The organism is Micromonospora sp. CA-269861, assembly GCF_050948505.1.
Lineage (GTDB): Bacteria > Actinomycetota > Actinomycetes > Mycobacteriales > Micromonosporaceae > Micromonospora.
Genome location: NZ_CP192014.1, coordinates 186,484 through 205,611, shown reverse-complemented (window position 1 = coordinate 205,611; position 19,128 = coordinate 186,484). Strand labels below are relative to the sequence as shown.

Annotated in this window: 12 protein-coding genes; 6 read left to right on the top strand and 6 right to left on the bottom strand. The window is 69.5% G+C overall.

All coding sequences use genetic code 11. The annotated features are described in order from the left end of the window. Positions 1-17: 17 nt before the first annotated feature. On the bottom strand, positions 18-701 hold the full coding sequence (gene purQ, locus ACQP0U_RS00975; RefSeq protein ID WP_433314946.1) for a phosphoribosylformylglycinamidine synthase subunit PurQ: 684 nt from the start codon (positions 699-701) through the stop codon (positions 18-20). Continuing rightward, positions 698-961: a phosphoribosylformylglycinamidine synthase subunit PurS gene (gene purS, locus ACQP0U_RS00970; protein WP_030491392.1), complete on the bottom strand. Its 264-nt coding sequence runs from the start codon at positions 959-961 to the stop codon at positions 698-700. The genes purQ and purS overlap by 4 nt, the downstream gene beginning before the upstream one ends. Before the next feature lie 356 nt (positions 962-1,317). On the opposite strand from purS, the gene ACQP0U_RS00965 reads away from it, so the two are divergent. Then, entirely contained in the window at positions 1,318-2,001 is a 684-nt protein-coding gene (locus ACQP0U_RS00965; RefSeq protein WP_433314944.1) for a S1 family peptidase, read from the top strand. A 23-nt stretch (positions 2,002-2,024) separates the two neighbouring features. Continuing rightward, positions 2,025-2,588, top strand: coding sequence for a YbjQ family protein (locus ACQP0U_RS00960; protein ID WP_433314942.1), 564 nt, complete (start codon positions 2,025-2,027; stop codon positions 2,586-2,588). Between the two features lie 133 nt (positions 2,589-2,721). Here ACQP0U_RS00960 and purB read toward each other — a convergent pair whose 3' ends face one another. After that, a complete protein-coding gene (gene purB, locus ACQP0U_RS00955; protein ID WP_433314940.1) occupies positions 2,722-4,146 on the bottom strand; it encodes an adenylosuccinate lyase in 1,425 nt (474 codons plus the stop codon). Between the two features lie 177 nt (positions 4,147-4,323). Here purB and ACQP0U_RS00950 point away from each other — a divergent pair, with 177 nt between their 5' ends. Then, positions 4,324-6,639: a PKD domain-containing protein gene (locus ACQP0U_RS00950; protein ID WP_433314938.1), complete on the top strand. Its 2,316-nt coding sequence runs from the start codon at positions 4,324-4,326 to the stop codon at positions 6,637-6,639. A gap of 268 nt (positions 6,640-6,907) precedes the next feature. After that, complete coding sequence (locus ACQP0U_RS00945) at positions 6,908-9,214, top strand: PKD domain-containing protein (protein ID WP_433314936.1); 2,307 nt, start codon at positions 6,908-6,910, stop codon at positions 9,212-9,214. 66 nt (positions 9,215-9,280) lie between these two features. Here ACQP0U_RS00945 and ACQP0U_RS00940 read toward each other — a convergent pair whose 3' ends face one another. Together ACQP0U_RS00940 and ACQP0U_RS00935 are read right to left on the bottom strand one after the other, a co-directional pair. After that, entirely contained in the window at positions 9,281-11,623 is a 2,343-nt protein-coding gene (locus ACQP0U_RS00940; RefSeq protein WP_433314934.1) for a hypothetical protein, read from the bottom strand. Then, positions 11,616-12,566 carry a glycosyltransferase family 2 protein gene (locus tag ACQP0U_RS00935; protein ID WP_433314932.1) on the bottom strand — a complete coding sequence of 317 codons (951 nt, stop codon included), beginning with the start codon at positions 12,564-12,566 and terminating at the stop codon, positions 11,616-11,618. Before ACQP0U_RS00935 ends, ACQP0U_RS00940 begins: the two co-directional genes overlap by 8 nt. A gap of 301 nt (positions 12,567-12,867) precedes the next feature. Here ACQP0U_RS00935 and ACQP0U_RS00930 point away from each other — a divergent pair, with 301 nt between their 5' ends. After that, positions 12,868-15,195, top strand: a complete 2,328-nt coding sequence (locus ACQP0U_RS00930) for a PKD domain-containing protein (RefSeq protein ID WP_433314930.1) — start codon at positions 12,868-12,870, stop codon at positions 15,193-15,195. 191 nt (positions 15,196-15,386) lie between these two features. Next, a complete protein-coding gene (locus tag ACQP0U_RS00925; RefSeq protein WP_433314928.1) occupies positions 15,387-17,714 on the top strand; it encodes a PKD domain-containing protein in 2,328 nt (775 codons plus the stop codon). Between the two features lie 68 nt (positions 17,715-17,782). Here ACQP0U_RS00925 and ACQP0U_RS00920 read toward each other — a convergent pair whose 3' ends face one another. Next, a complete protein-coding gene (locus ACQP0U_RS00920) occupies positions 17,783-19,075 on the bottom strand; it encodes an acetyl-CoA C-acetyltransferase (protein ID WP_433314926.1) in 1,293 nt (430 codons plus the stop codon). Between the last annotated feature and the right edge of the window lie 53 nt (positions 19,076-19,128).

Genomic DNA, 19,128 nt, shown 5'->3' with positions numbered 1-19,128 from the left:
GATGATCGTGCCGCCGGTCATGCCGGCGCCCCCACCAGGTGCTTGAGGACCGACGTGAAGAAGCCGAGGCCGTCCAGCGAAGGGCCGGTGAGCGCCTCCACCGCGTGCTCGGGGTGCGGCATGATGCCGACCACGTTGCCGGCGGCGTTGCTGATCGCGGCGATGTCGCGCTGGGACCCGTTGGGGTTGCCACCGACGTAGCGGGCGACCACCCGGCCCTCGGCTTCGAGCTGGTCCAGCGTCGCGGTGTCCGCGACGTAGCAGCCCTCGCCGTTCTTGACCGGGATGAGCACCTCCTGGCCGGGCTGGAACGCGTTGGTCCACGCGGTCCCGGCCGACTCGATGCGCAGGATCTGGTCCCGGTTGCGGAAGTGCAGGTGCTGGTTGCGGGTGAGCGCGCCGGGCAGCAGGTGCGCCTCGCACAGGATCTGGAAGCCGTTGCAGATGCCGAGCACCGGCAGACCGCCCTGGGCGGCGTCCACGATCGTCTCCATCACCGGGGCGAACCGGGCGATGGCACCGCACCGCAGGTAGTCCCCGTAGGAGAACCCGCCCGGCAGAACGACAGCGTCGACGCCGTGCAGCTCCGGGTCGCCGTGCCAGAGCCGGACCGGCTCAGCGCCGGCGATCCGGACGGCCCGGGCCGCGTCCCCGTCGTCGAGCGAGCCGGGGAAGGTGACAACACCGACCCGGGCGGTCACGAGCGGGCGTCCGCGGTCTCGTCGGCCTCGACCAGGCGGACGGTGAAGTCCTCGATGACCGGGTTGGCGAGCAGTTTGTCGGCAATCTCCCGAGCGCGGTCCAGGTCCGGTTCACCTGTGAACTCGATCTCGATCCGCCTGCCGATCCGAACCGAGGCGACGTCACCGACGCCGAGCCGGGGCAGCGCGTTTGCGACGGCCTGGCCCTGCGGATCGAGGATCTCGGGCTTGAGCATGACGTCGACGACGACGCGAGGCACTGGGCACTCCTGACTGTGTACGCAGTTGGGTGCCGACCCACAACGGGCGAGCGCAGCCAGCGTACCTGGCAGATATCGCTGCGGACGCACCGGCCGGGTGCAGTTCAGGCACTGATCAACATTACCGACGCCCAGGGTGACCCGTCAGGCGCTACAGGTGGCCTCAGCAGGACATATACGGCGCAACGGGTGGCCGAATCGTTACATTGATCAAACTCGATCAGGTCCTTGATAACCATCGCGTCGAGCCCTACTGTACATCGACGTAAGTCGATTCCGGCGCTGGCGGGAACCCCCGCCGCCGCCCCATCCGCGCCCGGCGACCCCGGGCCCGCCCCGTCCAAGGAGTCCACCCGATGCGCATCCGCCCCCTGCTCGCCGTACTCAGCACCGCGCTGGTCGGCGCCCTCGGCGTCACGTCCGCCGCGTCCGCAGCCCCAGCCGGCCCGCAACCCATCATCGGCGGTGGCACCGTCGCGTCCGCGCCCTGGGCCGCCGCGGTGCTCAGCAACGGCTCGTTCACCTGCTCCGGCAGTGTCATCGCCGCGCAGTGGGTGCTCACCGCCCGGCACTGCATCAACGGCACCATGTCGGTGCGCATCGGCAGCGTGAACCGCACCTCCGGCGGGGTCACCCGCACGGTCAGCGCCACCTACACCCGCTACGACCTCGCGCTCATGCGGCTCTCCAGCACCGTCAGCACCTCCGCGGTGAGCCTCGCCAGCAGCAACCCGCCGATCAACTCGACGAACTCGATCTACGGCTGGGGCATGACCTGCTACAGCGGCTGCTCGGCATCCACCCAGCTGAAGACCGCCACCGTCCGGGTGACCAGCAACAGCGTCACCGACGCGTACGGCGGCCAGGCGATCCGCAGCACCCGGATCAACGGCAACGCCTGGCGCGGTGACTCCGGTGGACCGCAGTTCTACAACGGTCTGCAGGTCGGCGTCGCCTCCACCGCCGACGGGTCGAGCATCCAGAACTACGGCAGCGTTGCGTACAACCGGGCCTGGATCACCTCGGTGGCCGGTGTCTGACAGTTAGCGCCCGCTCGGCGCGGATGGTCGGCCACGTGCCGGCCGTCCGCGCCGCGTCGTTTTGCAGCATCCGATCAGGTGAACAATGCACACGATCGGGTCGCGTCACTCCTGACAGCATCGGAAACGTGCTGGTCGTGACGACAGAGCAACTGCCCGGCTACGAGATCCGCCAGATTCTCGGTGAGGTGGTGTCATCGATGGCCAGGACGCGCAACCCGTACCGCGAGGGTGTCAAGAACCTGCGCGGTGGCGCGTACGACCCGATGGCCCCGGACAACCTGACCCGGTGGCGCACCGACTCGGTGGCCCGCCTCGGCGAGGAGGCCCTGCGGCTCGGCGCGAACGCGGTGATCGGCATGCGGTTCGACAGCCGGGACTGCGGCGAGATGTGGATGGAGATCTGCGCGTACGGGACGGCAGTGGTCGCCGTACCCAAGATGCCCGAGGTCATGCCGGCCGACCAGCCGGCGGTCGCCGCGGAGACCGCGGAGGTCGCGGGCTTCACCGGATCCCCCGGCGGCATCGCCGAACCAGCCAGCGCCCCCAACCTGAGAACCGCCGCCGAAACCCCAACCGGCGAATAACCCACCCCACCCACCCGACCACCCACCCACCCGACCGCCCACCCCGTTGATCATGAAGTTATTGCCCCGCGCATCGGCGTGTCGCGGCAATAACTTCATGATCAACACGGGGGTGGGGTGGGTGGGGTGGGGGTTAGAGGATGGGGGGTGGGCTGTAGGTGGCGGCTTCCGGATGGGCGGTCACCACCTTGGTGATGCGGCTGGTGACTGCTGCCACCTGGGCTTGGGCGGCGCCTACGAAGGCGTTGCGGTCGGCGACCAGGGTGTCGATGTCGGCGCGGGACAGGCCGAGTCGGCCGTCCGCCGCCAGGCGGTCGAAGAGGTCGTTCTCCGGTGCGCCCTTCTCGCGCATCGCCAGCGCCACCGCGACCGCGTGTTCCTTGATCACCTCGTGGGCGACCTCCCGACCGACGCCCCGACGGACCGCCGCGACAAGGATCTTCGTGGTGGCCAGGAACGGCAGGAAGCGCTCCAGCTCCCGGTTGATCACTGCCGGGTACGCGCCGAACTCGTCGAGCACGGTGAGGAACGTCTGGAACAGCCCGTCGGCGGCGAAGAACGCGTCCGGCAGTGCCACCCGCCGGACCACCGAGCAGGACACGTCCCCCTCGTTCCACTGGTCGCCGGCCAACTCGCCGACCATCGACAGGTAACCCCGGATGATCACGGCGAAGCCGTTCACCCGCTCCGACGAGCGGGTGTTCATCTTGTGCGGCATCGCGCTGGAACCGACCTGACCCGGCTTGAAGCCCTCGGTCGCCAACTCCTGGCCGACCATCAACCGGATCGTGGTGGCCAGCGACGACGGCGCGGCGGCGGTCTGGGCTAGCGCGGCCAGCACGTCGAAGTCGAGCGAGCGCGGGTAGACCTGCCCGACGCTGTCCAGCACCCGGGAGAAACCCAGGTGCTCGGCGACCCGACGCTCCAGCTCGGCCACCTTGTCGGCGTCGCCGTCGAAGAGGTCGAGCTGGTCGGCGGCAGTGCCGACCGGTCCCTTGATCCCCCGCAGCGGGTAGCGGGCGATCAGCTCCTCCAGCCGCTCGTACGCGATCAGCAACTCCTCCGCCGCCGACGCGAAGCGCTTGCCCAGCGTGGTGGCCTGCGCCGCCACGTTGTGTGACCGGCCGGTGATGACCAGCTCGGAGTGCTCGTACGCCAGGAAGGCGAGCCGGGCCAGGGTGGCCACCACCCGGTCGCGGATCAGCTCCAGCGAGGCGCGCACCTGGAGCTGTTCGACGTTCTCGGTGAGGTCCCGGGAGGTCATGCCCTTGTGCACGTGCTCGTGCCCGGCGAGTGCGCTGAACTCCTCGATCCGGGCCTTCACGTCGTGCCGGGTGACGCGCTCCCGCTCGGCGATGGAGGCGAGGTCCACCTGGTCGAGCACCCGCTCGTACGCCTCGACCACGCCGTCCGGCACCGGCACGCCCAGGTCGCGTTGCGCGCGGAGCACGGCGAGCCAGAGTCGCCGCTCCATCCGGACCTTCTCCTCCGGGGACCAGAGGGCGACCAACTCGGGCGAGGCGTACCGGTTGGCCAGCACGTTGGGGATCGTCGTCACGTGCCTCATTCTCTCCTACCCGGCGGCTAGCCCAGGCAGGAGGCCAGGACGGGTGGCGGTGGGGCCGGTTGGCCGTTTTGTCGCCCGGGGACGTCGCGCTACCAACCGGTAGAGGATCATGATCCTCATCTGACTTCCGGCGAAACCGGATTCTCCTCCACCTCCATCGAGGCGTGCATGCGTAGAACATCCCTCGCCGGTCTGACCGCGATCGCGGTGACCGGCGGCACCCTGTTGGCCACCGGCGGGTCGGCCCAGGCGGCCGACCCTGAGGTCCTGTACGTCAAGAAGGCCGACGCGAACTGCTCCGACCAGGGGCCAGGCTCGGAGACCACGCCGTTCTGCACGATCGGTGCGGCAACCGCCGTGGTGACCGCCGGCGTGACGGTTCGTATCGACGGCGGCACCTACGCCGAGCGCGTCACCATCACCAGTTCCGGCACACCCGAACTGCCGATCCACTTCATCGCCAACACCCCTCGTACGCCGGTGACGCTTGTCGGTCCGAGCGCGGGCCTGGTCGTCGACGGCCAGCACGACATCTACATCCAGGAAATCAATGCCAGCGGGTCGGCCGACGTGCCCGCCATCGATCTGCGGAACGCCTCGAACATCGTGATCGCGGGCGGCATATTCACCATGGCGAACGTCGCGACCGCGCCTGCCATCCGACTCGTCAATGTGACGGTGGCGGGGCTGGAAGAGGTCATCGCCACCGGGGCGGCGCTCGCCGGCGGACTGACAATGGATGCGTCCACCAGCGAGGTGATCGTCGACGACACGCTGGTGGTGACCGACCCGAAACACGTCGCGGCCGATGGCGGCGTGGGCATTCGAATCGACGGGCCGCGCAACACGGTCATCGGCGGCGATGTTGGCGGCTTCTCCGGCGCTGCCATCTCGGTGGGCCCTGACGCCTCCGCGACGGTGATCGCCAACAACCGGATCAAGGGCGGGATCGGGTACGGCATCCACAACCGCGGAGCCGTGGGCACGGCCATCGCCAACAACGACATCCAGGACCGCTGCCTGGGCGGCATCCGGGTCGACGGGACGTCGTCCCGGGTCTCGGCACAGAACAACCTGCTCCGCAACAACGGCGCCTTCGCCCAGGGCTACTGCGATCCGCAGGCTCCCGAGGGAGTCGAGATCGGGGTCTACGACGACGCGCTGAGCGGCACCACGGTCGATTACAACAACACCTGGCACCAGTCCACGTCCGCGACCGGCTACTCCTGGAACGGAACCAGGATGGGTCTCACCCAGTTCCGGACCGTCTCCGGGCAGGCCGCACACGACCGGTACACGTCGAATGTCCGGGACAACGTCGACTCGGCGAACTCGGCGGCACCCGGCTACCAGGATCTCGACACTGAGGGCAAGCCGCGACGTGACGATCCGGCCGTGACGAACACCGGCGCCGGCCCGATCTTGTACGCCGACCGTGGCACTGCGGAGAGCGTCAAACACCCGGTGGCGTCCTTCGACGCCACTGTGGATCTCGGCACGAGCACGGTCAGGGTGGACGCCTCCGCCTCGACGCCGGGCTTCACCCCGATCGATCTGTACGAGTTCAGGTGGGGCGACGGCACCTCCGTCATGCAGTCCTCTCCGATCGCCACGCACAAATACACCACACCGGGCACCTACGACGTCACCGTCAGCCCTCGTGGGACCGACGGTCTGACCGGCAGCAGCACCGAGCAGGTCAGCGTGCTGCGGCGGACCGCGTCCGTGGGCCTGCTCGCGATGTCCAACCGTCGCTACGTGGGCACTGCCGCGCCGGTTCTCCTGCCGAACCAGGTCGGGTTGACCGCCGCCGCGCAGTACGACCTGGCGGACGCCGGCAACGGTCAGGTGGCCCTCGTCGCACGGGCCAACGGCCGCTATGTCACCCAGTTGGCCAACGAGTCCCTGAACGCCGCGGGCCAGGTGGTCGGCACCCTGGAGAAGTTCACGGTCACCCGCAACAGTGACGGCACCGTCAGCCTCAAGGCGAGCAACAACCTGTACGTCACGGCCGACCCCAGCGGCGCCGTCTCGATCAGCGCCAGCCGGTCCACCATCAGCGCCTCGGAGAAGTTCGCCCAGGTCCCGGTGGCCGATGCGAACAGGTCGCTGAAGGCCAGCGTGAACGGCCGTTTCGTGATGGCCGACGGCGCCGGAGTCAAGCCGCTGATCGCGAGTCAGACGAGCGCCAGCACCTGGGAAAGGTTCGACATCGCCGACCTCGGCAACGGACAGGTCGCTGTCTTCGCCCGCGCGAACAGCCACTTCGTGTCCGCCGACGGTGCAGGCTCCAAGCCGCTGATCGCGAACGGCCCGGCCATCAGCACCTGGGAACGGTTCACTCTGGTCCGCAACAGCGACGGCACTGTCAGCTTCAAGGCCGGAATCAACAACAAGTACGTCAGCGCCGACGGCGCGGGCAGCAAGCCGTTGATCGCCAACGGCCCGGCCATCAGCACCTGGGAGAAGTACACCCTCGGCTGAGCCACGTCACCACCTCGGCGCCCGTCAGACCTCACGGTCTGGCGGGCGTCGTCGCGTACGGGGCAGCGCAGCGTGTCAGACGGTGGCGGAGGCGGCCGGCCGACCTTGCCAGCAACGGGCCAGCCGATGAAGAGATCACCAACTTCTTGTTGCACATCGTTCAGATCGGTGCATCAGCGACGATCGCGGCCAGGGCCACACTTCCCGATGCTGCATGATCATTTTCATCTGATCCTGCGTACTCCGGATCCCCTCCTTGAGGACACTCATGCGCGCACCGCTTCTCGCTGGTCTCGCCACCGTCATCCTGACTGGCGGAACCCTTGGCACTACCGTCCCGGCCCAGGCCGATGACCTGAAGATCCTGTACGTCCGGCAGGCGGCGACCGACTGTTCCGACCAGAACGCCGGAACCCTCGCCCAACCTTTCTGTTCGATCGGGGCCGCGGCAGCGATCGTCACCGGCGGGCAGACCATCGACATCGGTGCCGGCAGCTACCGCGAACGCGTCACCGTGAGCACCTCCGGCACCCCGGAACAGCCTGTCGTGTTCGTCGGCACCTCGGCGAGTCTGGTCGGGGAGAATTCTGGTTTCGTCATCGACGGCCAGCACGACATAGTGCTCCAGAACATCCAGGTCAACGGGTCGGGCGAGCTGCCCGCCGTCGACGCCCACGACGTCTCGGGCATCACGATCCGTGGTGGCCGCTACTCGTTGAACGGCTCCTCAACAACACCCGTGGTCCGATTCGCGGCGGTGACCAGGTCAAGCCTGTCGCAGACGAGCATCGTCACGGGGAAGGCCGCCACCTCGGGGGTGACCATGGACGTCGCGAGCAGCGGCGTGGACATCTCAGGCACGACCGTGTCCGGCAACGTCAACCGTTCCCTTGACGTACCCAGCGTGGGGATCCGGATCGACGGGCCCGGCAACACGGTCATCGGAAGCAGCATCGGCGGTTTCACCGCAACGGCTGTCGTCCTGGGGACCGGTGCGGCCGGCACGGTGGTGGCCAACAACGTGATCACCGCCGGAGCCGGTCTCGGCATCCACAACAACGGGGCCACCGGCACCGCGATCACCAGCAACAGCATCAAGCAGCGCTGCCTCGACGGTATCCGGGTCGACGGGGCCTCTTCCGGAGTCTCCATCCAGAACAACGTGCTCGTTTCCAACGGCTTCGCCGGACGGGGCGGGTGTGACCCGAAGGCCCTCGATGGTGTCGAGATCGGGATCTACGGTGACGCCGTCGGCCGGACGGTGATCGACTACAACAACGTGCACCACCATCGCGCCGACTCCTATGCCTGGGGCACCCCGACCAGCCTCGCCGGGTTCCGGGCGGCATCGGGCCAGGCCGCACACGATCGGGAGACGGAACAACAGCGGGACAGCTACGACTCGGCGAACTCCGCCGCGCCCGGGTTCCAGAAACTGGATCGGACCGGCACCCCGCGCGTGGACGACCCCACGGTGCCGAACACCGGCGCCGGCCCGGTCACCTACGCCGACCGGGGCGCGGTGGAGACGATCCGGCCTCCGGTGGCCGCCTTCGACGTCACGCTCAGCCTTGCGCCGCAGAAGGTGACGGTGGACGCATCCGCCTCCACCCCGGGCCTGAATCCGATCAAGTCCTACGAGTTCACGTTCGGCGATGGCAGCGTCGTCACCCAGTCGGGCCCGGTGGCGGCGCACACCTACGCCGACCCGGGCAACTACAGCCTGTGGATCAAGGTCACCGGGACCGACGGGCAGTCGGCGACCAGCTCTCAACCGATCAGCGTGCTCCACGCGACGTCGACCGTGGGTCTGCTCGCCTTGTCCAACCGCCGCTACATCGACGCGGGCAACGCCACCACCGGCCCTCGGGCGAACCAGCTCCGGCTGGGCGCGTCCGCGCAGTTCGATGTCGTGACGGCCGGCAACCACCAGGTCGCGCTCTTCTCTCGCAGCACCGGCCGATACCTCGCCATCGGAACCGCCGACCCGACGGCGATGACCGCGACGAGTCAGTCGGTGGACGCTCGGGAGACATTCGCCGTCGTGAAGAACACGGATGGCAGCATCAGTCTCAGGGCGAGCACAGGTCAGTACGTCACCGCCGATCCGAGCGGCACCGTCCCGCTGACCGCGAGCCGGCCCACGATCAGCACCTGGGAGAAATTCCTCCAGGTGTCGACCACTGATGCGAACAGGTCGTTGAAGGCCCGGGTGAACGGGCGCTACGTCAGCGCCGACGGTGCCGGCGCGAAGCCGCTGATCGCGTCCGCCCCGACCGCGAGCACCTGGGAGCGGTTCGACCTCGTGGACCTCGGCTACGGGACGGTAGCCCTGCTCGCGCACGTCAACAACCGCTTCGTTTCCGCCGATGGCGTCGGCACCAAACCGATGATCGCCGCCGCCCCGGCGGTCGGCAGCTGGGAGATGTTCTATCTCCTGCACAACGCCGGCGGCACCGTGAGCTTCCAGGCTGCCATCAACGGCCGTTTCGCCAGCGCCGACGGTGCCGGTTCGAAGCCACTGATCACGAACGGCCCGGCCATCAGCACCTGGGAGACGTTCATTCTCGGTTGATCAACCTCACACGTACGACGCCCGCCAGACCCTCGGGTCCGGCGGGCGTCGTCGTAGGTGGGCCAGTCAGCGCAGCTCGTAGACCGTGACGCTGCCGGAGACGAGGCGTACCTGGGCCAGCCCGGCCAACGCCGGTGACACCTCGCCGGCCCGCGTGTCGGCGAACAGCCATCGGACCCGGTAGTCGGCACGCAGCCGCTCCAGGTCGACCGCCGTGGGTGCACGGAACACCCGCTCGTTCAGCGCGAACCGGGCCGGGTCCGGCGGATCCTGCCGTACGTAGCCGAGACCCCGCCGACCGTTTGCGGCAAGGGCGGCATCGGTGTAACCCCAGCTCTCCACTACCGTCCGGTGCCCACCCAGGCCGGTCACCCAGTAGGCGCGGGCGTCGCAGTGCGCAGTGGTCGGCACCGGTTGGCAGTGCACGTTGGTGGCCACCACGTCGTCGTCCGCGGCGTGCTCGTCCAGCCACAGCGCGGCCCGCATTTCCGCTGCCGTCACTGTGGACGGCTGGGCGACCGACGCGGGCAGCCCCGGTGTGACCTGGACGTACCGGACGGCGCCGTCGACGCCCCGGGCGACGCTCGCGCCCAGCAGCGCCGCTGTGACGCCGGCCAGCGCCACAGCCACGACCCGTCGCCGCCCGCTGCCGTCCCGGCGACCCAGCAGAGCGCGGACTCCGACCGCGACGAGCGCGGCCAGCAGGAGGAGGACAGCGAGCCGCAGGTACGACCGGCCGAGGACGCCCATCCAACCGGCCATCGTCGCGGCCGGACGGGGCATCATGGGCACAAGAAGAGACGACGCCACGCCGACCGCTGCGGCGGACACCGCGACCGGCCAGGGCGGCCGGACGAGGGTGAGCAGCCACACGGTCAGCACGGCACCGAACGGGAGCACGTCCAGCCAGAAGTAGACCTGGCTCAGCGACGGATGGTGCAGGGTCCAGATGCCGCCCGCGCCGGCGAGCACCGCGCCCGACAGCAGCCAGGGCGCCGGATCGGCACGGCGCGGCCCGGCGAGGACCAGCATGCCGATCAGCCGGGGCAGCTGCACCAACAGCCACCAACCGAGCAGAACGATTGCCAGCAGCCAACCGGACGCCCCGGCACTGCCCAGACCGAACGGCAGCAGCCCGCCGCCGCGCACCCCGTCGCCCGCGCCGATGGTCTCCCGGTACTGCGGCATGGCGTGCAGGAACGCGAACGCCTGAGGGGTCAGGGTGCCCGCTCCTCCTCCGGCGAAGAGGAGGTAGCCGACGCCCATCGGCACCACGAGGCAGAGCAGGGTCGCGAGCGCCGGCCAGGGCACCCGCCGCCGCTGCTGCCACCAGGTGGCGGCGACGGCCACGCCGACGCCGGCGATCAGCGGCGGCAGCGCGCTGGACTTGGAGCCGGCGCAGGCCAGCCCCAGCGCCGGCAGCAGCGCCCAGGCCACACCCAGCGGCCGCCCGCGTACGGCGTCGACGCAGATGCCGGCGAGCAGCACCAGCAGTGGCAGGACGTACGTCTGTGACGGGCTGGAGAAGGAGAACGCGAAGGCGCCGTCCGCGATTGCCGAGTTGACGGCCACCGGCATGCCGAGACCCGCCGCCGCGCCCGCCACCGGGCCCGCCCACCAGCGGCCGGTCAGGTCCCGGGCCAGGCCGGCGGTGACCAGCACGGTGACGATGGCAACCGGTGCCAGCCACAGCCGGAGCAGGACCGTCGCGGGTGGAATGCCGGTGATCATGCTGCCGGCGGCCATGTGCGCGTCGGACAGGTAGTGGTAGCGCAGCGGCTCACCGGCCATCTGCGGCAGTTGGAAGGGCAGGTCCCGGGTCAGCTCCTGGACCAGCGACAGGTGGTAGAGCAGATCCTGGTAGTAGCTGTGGTTCACCGGCGGGAGCGGCACCAGCCGCCACTGCGCGACGGCCCAGAGCAGCACCAGCAGCAGCACCGCGACGACAGACCAGTGCCAGGCGAGCGGGAGCGGCCGGCGGGCCCCGACCCGCCAGTGCCGACGTAGCCGGGGTACGGCCAGGAAGGCCAGCACCACGGGCACCGACCACCACCGCAGCAGATGCTGTTGACCGGTGGCCGCGGCAGCGAGCCAGGCGCCCAGTTCGAGGAGCAGGCCGGTGACCGCGCCGTAGCCCAGGTCCTCCGGCAGGTTGCCGCGGCCACCGCGTACGGCCCGGTGCACCAACGTGCCGGGTAGCACCACTGCCAACGACCAGTACGCCACGTAGCGGAGCACGTCTGCCGCGGGCACGTCGGTGTACCACCAGGCGGCTGGCAGCGCGGCGAGGAGCACCGACCACGGCAGGGCCGCGACCACAGCCTGCCCGAGCGAACGGGCGGACCGTCGGTCTGGCTGCGGCGCGGGCGCTGGGGCGGGTCGTTCGATCAGGCCGACCGAGTCAGCCACGGGCGCTGCCCACCGGCGCTGCGGGAAACGGCGAGGTCAGCTCGGTGTCGGCCGAGTCGGCTCCGACGTGGTACGTCGGTCGACCCTGCACGGTCGCGTAGATCCGCCCGACGTACTCACCGAGCAGGCCGAGACAGACCAGCTGTACGCCGCCGAGGAGCAGGACCGCCACGAAGGTCGACGTCCAGCCCGGGATGGTCAGACCGCGCAGGTACGCCACGATGCCGAAGCCGATGAGGCCGAGGCAGGCCAGGAAGCTGATCGCACCGAGCCAGGTGGCGAGACGCAGCGGTGCCGCCGAGAAGTTGGCGATGCTGTCCCAGGCGAGCGCGATCATCCGGGGCAGTGGATATTTCGTCTCGCCCGCCGCCCGAACCTCCCGGGAGTAGCGCACCTCAGCACTGGCGAAGCCGAGCGCGGGCACCAGCAGCCGGTAGACCGGCGTGCGTTCGGGCAGCTGACGCAGCGTCTCGATGACCTCCCTGCTGACCAGCCGGAAGTCGCCGGCCTGGGCGGGCACCTCGGCGCCGACGAGCCGGCGCATCAACTGGTAGTAGAGCTGCGCGGTACGCCGCTTGAACGCGGTGTCCGAGCTGCGGTCGGCTCGTACGCCGTACACCACGTCGACGCCCTGCTCACGGGCCACCCGCAGCATCTCGGCGACCGTCTCCGGCGGGTCCTGCAGGTCGGCGTCCAGGCTGACCACCCACTGCCCGCGGGCGCGGTACAGCCCGGCGGTCAACGCCGCCTGGTGTCCACTGTTGCGGCGCAGCCGGATCACCCGAAGCTGGGGCCAGTTCCGTCCGTGGTCGAACAGGACCGCCACGGTCGCGTCCCGGCTGCCGTCGTCGACGGCCACCACCTCGTAGTCGACGCCGAGCGAGTCGAGCACCGGCCGCAGCCGGGCGATCAGGGCCGGGACGACCGCGGCCTCGTTGTACATCGGAATGACGACAGACAGCACCAACACTTACCGGCCCCGTTCCGGACGCAGGTGGCATCGAACGCACCTCGTTGGGGGGGTGCGGACGGTCACCGTTACCCGGCAACCTCACGGGCGGTCAGCCACCCGTTGAACAGGACGTGAACGTCTACCTGCCGGCCGCTTCGATCCACGTGACAAGGACTCGGCACGGGGCGGGTGGCCGTTTTGTCACCCGGGTCAGCGCCGCGCCTGATGATCATGCAAGATCACCTTTATCTCACCCCGGCGTCGCCGGATCCTCCTCATCTTCGAGGCCAGCATGCGTAAATCCTTCTCCGCCGGTCTCGCGACCGTCGTACTGACAGGCGGTGCCCTGGTGGGCACCGCACTGCCCGCCCAGGCGGACGCTCCGACGACTCTCTACGTCCGGCAGAATCCCCCCGCCAACTGCTCCGACCAGTACCCGGGCACGCTGGCGCAGCCGTTCTGCACCATCAGCGCCGCGGCGGCGGTTGTCACCAGCGGGCAGACCGTCGACATCGGCGGCGGCAACTACCCCGAGCGCGTCACCATCACCACGTCGGGCACCCCGCAGCAGCCGGTCGTGTTCCTGAGCGGCTCCACCTCCGCGAGCCTGATCGGATCGACCGCCGGCTTCGTCATCGACGGTCAGCACGACGTCGTGCTTCAAAATCTCCGAACCGTCGGGTCGGGTGACGGGGACCTCCCCGCCATCGACGTCCGTAATTCGTCGGGCATCACCATCCGGGGCGGCGGCTACGGGCTGCTCGTTCCCTCGACGGCACCCGTCATCCGGTTCGCCGGGGTGACCGGTTCGCGCGTGTCGACGACCGTCACCGGGCTGACCGCCGCCGCCGGCATCACGCTGGATGCCGCAAGCAGTGACGTGGACATCTCGGCCACGACCGTGAGCGGCTACACCAGCTACAGCAGCGCCGACCGCACCGTCGGTGTCCGGATCGACGGGCCTGGCAACACGTACGTTGGTGGTCGCATCGAGGGCTTCACCAGCGCGGCGGTCGCGCTCGGGCCGGGCGCGACCGGCACGGTGGTGGCCAACAACCTGATCAACGGTGGGGCCGGCCACGGCGTGCACAACAACGGTGCCGCCAACACGGCGATCACCAACAACACGATCCGCAACCGCTGCCGCGACGGGATCCGGGTCGACGGAGCCTCGTCCGGCGTCTCCGTGCAGAACAACGTGCTCACCACGAACGGCTACTTCAGCCAGGGCTACTGCGACCCGGCCTTCCTCGACGGTGTCGAGATCGGCGTCTACGGCGGGGCCGTCGGAAAGACGAAGGTCGACTACAACAACGCCCACCACTACTACAACGACTCCCCGCAGATCTACGCCTGGAACACCCGGATGAGCCTCGCCGCGTTCCGGGCCGCGTCCGGCCAGGCCGCACACGACCGCGAGACGGGACAGGGCCGGGACGACATCGACTCGGCGAACTCGGCCGCCCCCGGCTACCCGACCCTCGACCGCCTTGGCGGATCGCGTATCGACGACCCGGCCGTGCCGAACACCGGTGCCGGCCCGGTCACCTACGCCGACCGTGGAGCCGTGGAGGCCGTCCGCGCTCCGGTGGTGTCGTTCGACGTCGCTCTGGATCTCCAGGCGCAGTCGGTGAGTGTGGACGCGTCCGCCTCCACCCCCGGCCTCAACCCGATCGCGTCCTACTCGTTCTCGTTCGGCGACGGCAGCGTCGTCACCCAGACGAGCCCGATCGCCTCGCACACCTACGCGAAGCCGGACCGCTATCTCGTCGACGTCACTGTCACTGGCACCGACGGTCGGTCAGCGGCTCACAGCAGGCAGATCAGCGTGCTGCGGCGGACCGGGACTGTTGGTTTGCGCGCCCTGTCCAACCGCCGTTACGCGAGCTACGAGACCGGCTTCGGGCTTCGGCCGAACCTGGCCGAACCGACCACGATCGCGCAGTTCGACCTGGCGGACGCCGGCAACGGCAAGGTCGCCCTCTTCTCCCGGGCGGTCGGTCGCTACGTCGCCATCTCCCAGTTCGACCTCGCCACGTTGACCGCGGAAAGCATGCTCGTGGACGTCCGCGAGGCGTTCACGCTGGTGCGCAACAGCGACGGCACCATCAGCCTCCAGGCCCCCGTCACCGCTCAATACGTGTCCGCCAGCGTCGACAGCGCCGTTCCGATGAGCGCCAGCCGGCCCACCATCGGCACCTGGGAGAAGTTCCTCCAGGTCGTCGTACCGGACGCGAACCGGTCCCTGAAGGCGAAGGTCAACGGTCGCTTCGTCAGCGCCGACGGTGCGGGGGCCAAGCCGTTGATCGCCTCCGCTGCCACGGCCAGCCTCTGGGAGCGGTTCGACGTGGTGGATCTCGGCAGCGGGCAGGTCGGCCTCCTCGCCCGCGTCAACAACCACTTCGTGTCCGCCGACGGCGCAGGCGCCAAACCGTTGATCGCGAACGCACCGACGGCCAGCACCTGGGAACGTTTCACGATCGTCCGCAACAGCGACGGCACCGTCAGCTTCAAGGCCGCCGTCAACAGCAAGTACGTCAGCGCCGACGGTGCGGGCAGCAAACCCCTGATCGCCAACGGCCCGGCCATCAGCACCTGGGAGAAGTTCACAGTGGGCTGAGTCCCACCGCACTACCGACGCCCGCCGGGACCCTCGGGTCCGGCGGGCGTCGCGATCAGGCCCACCAGCACCGGTGGGGGATGGCCGTTGTGCCACTACGGTCAGCGCCTCAACCGTCCGGTAGTGCATGATCATCTCTGCCTGTCTGACTTCCGGCGATCGCCGGACCCTCCCCATCCCCGAGGCAAAGCATGGGTAAGTCCTTCCTTTCCGGTCTTGCGACCGTCGTGCTGACCGGTGGCGCCCTGGTGGGCACCACCCTGCCGGCCCAAGCGGACGCGCCGACGACGCTCTACGTCCGGCAGAACCCCGCCACCGGCTGCTCCGACCAGTTTCCGGGCACGTTGGCGCAGCCGTTCTGCACCATCAGCGCCGCAGCCGCGGTGGTCACGACCGGCCAGTCGGTGGACGTCGGCAGCGGCAACTACCGGGAGCGCGTCACGATCCCCACGTCCGGCACGCCAGAGCAGCCAGTCACCTTCTTCACCAGTGAGGTGGCAACCCTGATCGGCGCGACCGCCGGCTTCGTGATCGACGGCCAGCACGATGTCGTACTCAAGAATCTGCGCACCAACGGGTCGACAAGCGTGCTGCCCGGCCTCGACCTGCGCAACTCCTCGCGGATCACCATCCAGGGCGGCAACTTCGCGATGGACAGCTCCTCGACCGCGCCCGCGGTCCGGTTGGCCGGTGTCACCAGGTCGACGCTGAAGCAGATCAACGCCAGCGGGCCGACCCTGAGCGCCGGAATCATCATCGACGCCGCAAGCAGCGACGTGCTGGTCAAATCCGTGAACGTATTGAGCAGCGCCGGGTACCGGACACCCTCCGACGGCGTCGGCGTTCGGGTCGACGGGCCGAGAGTCAGCATCCTCGACAGCAAGGTCAGCGGTTTTACCGGAGCCGCAGTCGCCATCGGGGTGGGCGCGGTCGACACGGTAGTGGCCAACAACCAGATCGACGGTGGCCGCGGCCACGGGGTGCACAACAACGGTGGCACCGGCACGGCGATCACCAACAACACCATCAAGGACCGCTGCCGCGACGGGATCCGGGTCGACGGAGCTTCGTCCGGCGTCTCCGTGCAGAACAACGTGCTCACCACGAACGGCTACTTCAGCCAGGGCTACTGCGACCCGGCCTTCCTCGACGGTGTCGAGATCGGCGTCTACGGCGGGGCCGTCGGAAAGACGAAGGTCGACTACAACAACGCCCACCACTACTACAACGACTCCCCGCAGATCTACGCCTGGAACACCCGAATGAGCCTCGCCGCGTTCCGGGCCGCGTCCGGCCAGGCCGCACACGACCGCGAGACGGGACAACCACGAGACGACATCGACTCGGCGAACTCCGCGGCCCCCGGGTTCCCGGCACTCGACCGGATCGGCACCCCGCGCATGGATGACCCGGCCGTGGCGAACACCGGCGCCGGCCCGATCACCTACGCCGACCGTGGCGCGGAGGAGACCATCAGGTCGCCGGCAGCGTCGTTCGGCGTCAGCATGGATCTCGGAGCGCGCTCGGTGAAGTTGGACGCCTCCGCGTCCAAGCCGGGCTTCCATCCGATTGAGTCCTACCGGTTCGAGTTCGGGGACGGATCCGGGGTCACCCAGAGCACGCCGGTCGCCTCGCACACGTACGCCAACCCGGGCACCTACAGCGTCAGCGTCATGGTGACCGGGACCGACGGTCGGACGGACACCAGCTCTCAGCAGGTCAGCGTCCTGCGGCGGACCGCGACGGTGGGTCTCCTCGCCCTCTCCAACCGCCGCTACGTCGACGGCGCCGGCGCGCCGACCGGTCTCGTGCCGACCAGGCCCGAGCTGGGCCTCGCCGCGCAGTTCGACCTCGCCGACGCGGGCGGCGGCCAGGTCGCGCTCTTCTCCCACGTCACCGGGCGGTACGTCAGCCGGACCTTCGACGGCGGCCCGGGCTGGCTGCACGCCATGAGCCAGGTCGTGGCGGCTCCGGAGCGGTTCAGCCTCAACCGGAACAGCGACGGCACCATCAGCCTCAAGGCCGACAACGGCCTGTACGTCACCGCCGATCCCAGCGGCGCCGTGCCGCTGGCCGCCACCCGGCCGACGATCGGCACCTGGGAGAAGTTCCACCAGGTCAAGGCCACCGACGCCAACCGGACGTTGAAGGCGCGGGTCAACGGCCGCTACGTGAGCGCCGACGGCGCGGGCAGCAAGCCACTGATCGCCAACGGCCCGGCGGTCAGCCTCTGGGAGCGGTTCGACGTGGTGGATCTCGGCAACGGGCAGGTCACCCTCTTCGCCCACATCAACAGCCGCTTCGTCTCCGCCGACAGCGCCGGGACCAAGCCGCTGATCGCCTCCCGCCCGACGGTCGACCTGTGGGAACGGTTCACCATGGTTCACAACAGCGACGGCACCGTCAGCTTCAAGGCGGCCATCAACAACAAGTACGTCAGCGCCGACGGCGCGGGCAGCAAGCCGCTGATCGCCAACGGCCCGGCCATCAGCACCTGGGAGAAGTTCACAGTCGGCTGAACCCCACCACACGATCGACGCCCGCCGGGACCCTCGGGTACCGGCGGGCGTCGCTTTGCACACTCCGCTCAGCGTTCGAGGATGGCGGTCACGCCCTGACCACCGGCGGCGCAGATGGAGATCAGCCCGCGCCCGCTGCCCCGCTCGGCAAGCAGCTTGGCCAGGGTCGCCACGATCCGCCCACCGGTGGCGGCGAACGGATGCCCGGCGGCGAGCGACGAGCCGTTGACGTTGAGCCGGTCGGTGTCGATCGCGCCCAACGGCGCGTCCAGCCCGAGCCGGTCCTTGGCGAACTCCGGGGACTCCCAGGCGGCGAGGGTGGCCAGCACCTGCGACGCGAACGCCTCGTGGATCTCGTAGTAGTCGAAGTCCTGCAACGTCAGCCCGGCGCGGGCCAGCATCCGGGGCACCGCGTACGCGGGTGCCATCAGCAACCCCTCGTCGCCGTGTACGAAGTCGACCGCCGCCGTCTCCGACCAGCTGAACCAGGCCAGCACGGGCAGGTGGTGCGCCGCCGCCCACTCCTCGCTGGCCAGCAGCACTGTGGACGCGCCGTCGGTGAGGGGTGACGAGTTGCCGGCGGTCATGGTGGCGTGCTCGGCGTCCGGGCCGCGGGTGCCGAAGACCGGCTTCAGCGAGGCGAGCTTCTCCAGGCTGCTGTCCGGGCGCAGGTTCTGATCGCGGGTGAGCCCCAGGTACGGCGTCATCAGGTCGTCGAAGAAACCTTTGTCGTACGCGGCGGCGAGCCGCTGGTGTGAGCGCAGCGCCAGCTCGTCCTGGGATCGCCTGTCGATCTGCCAGCCCAGGGCGGTGCGGGCGGCGTGGTCGCCCATGGACAGACCGGTTCGCGGCTCGGCGTTGCGCGGGATCTCCGGCTTGAACGGCTGGAGTGGCCGCAGCTTCGCCGCAATCTTGAGCCGTTCGCCAAGTGTGCGGGCCGAGTTGAGCTTGAGCAGCGTGCGGCGCATCTCCTCGTTGACGGCGAGCGGGGCGTCGGAGGTGGTGTCGACACCGCCGGCGATGCCCACGTCGAGCTGACCGAGGGCGATCTTGTTGGCGACCAGGATCGTCGCCTCCAGACCGGTGCCGCAGGCCTGCTGGATGTCGTACGCCGGGGTGTGCGGGTCGAGCCGGGAGCCGAGGACCACCTCGCGGGTGAGGTTGAAGTCGCGGGAGTGCTTGAGCACCGCGCCGGTCACCACCTCGCCGATCCGCTGCCCGGCCAGCCCGTAGCGGGCGATCAGGCCGTCGAGCGCCGCGCCGAGCAGGTCGGCGTTCGACGCGTCCGCGTAGCGGGAGTTGGAACGGGCGAAGGGGATGCGGTTGCCCCCGATGACCGCGACCCGCCGGACACTCTGCACGATCCGCCTCCTCGACATGTGTTGCTCAAACCCTACTCGCCAGTAGGCTACGC